1 protein-coding gene is annotated in these 247 nt (G+C 60.3%); it reads right to left on the bottom strand.

The features are described 5' to 3' along the window. Window positions 1-247: penicillin-binding transpeptidase domain-containing protein (locus ACPYOI_RS36675; protein ID WP_481424259.1), on the bottom strand; the 247-nt coding region annotated here is incomplete at both ends.

The following is a 247-nucleotide window of genomic DNA, read 5'->3' as shown; positions in this document are numbered from 1 at the left end:
TGCCCACCTTGTCCATCATCTTGGCGGTGCCGATGTTGGAGGAGTAGCGGAAGATTTCAGGGATCGAAGGAACACGCCGCGGCACGTCGCGGTCATCATGGATGGTGAAGCCGCCGTAATGCAGGGGAGCGCTGGCGTCGAAGGTGTCCGTCAGCTTGACCGTACCGGTATCGAGGGCCAACGCGATCGAGAAGGTCTTGAACACCGAGCCCATCTCGTCGGTGCCGTTCGACATTCGGTTCAGCCA

Source organism: Rhizobium sp. SVR5-2C (assembly GCF_056755115.1).
The sequence above is the reverse complement of the archived record's forward strand: the minus strand, read 5'-3'. Positions and strand labels throughout refer to the sequence as shown.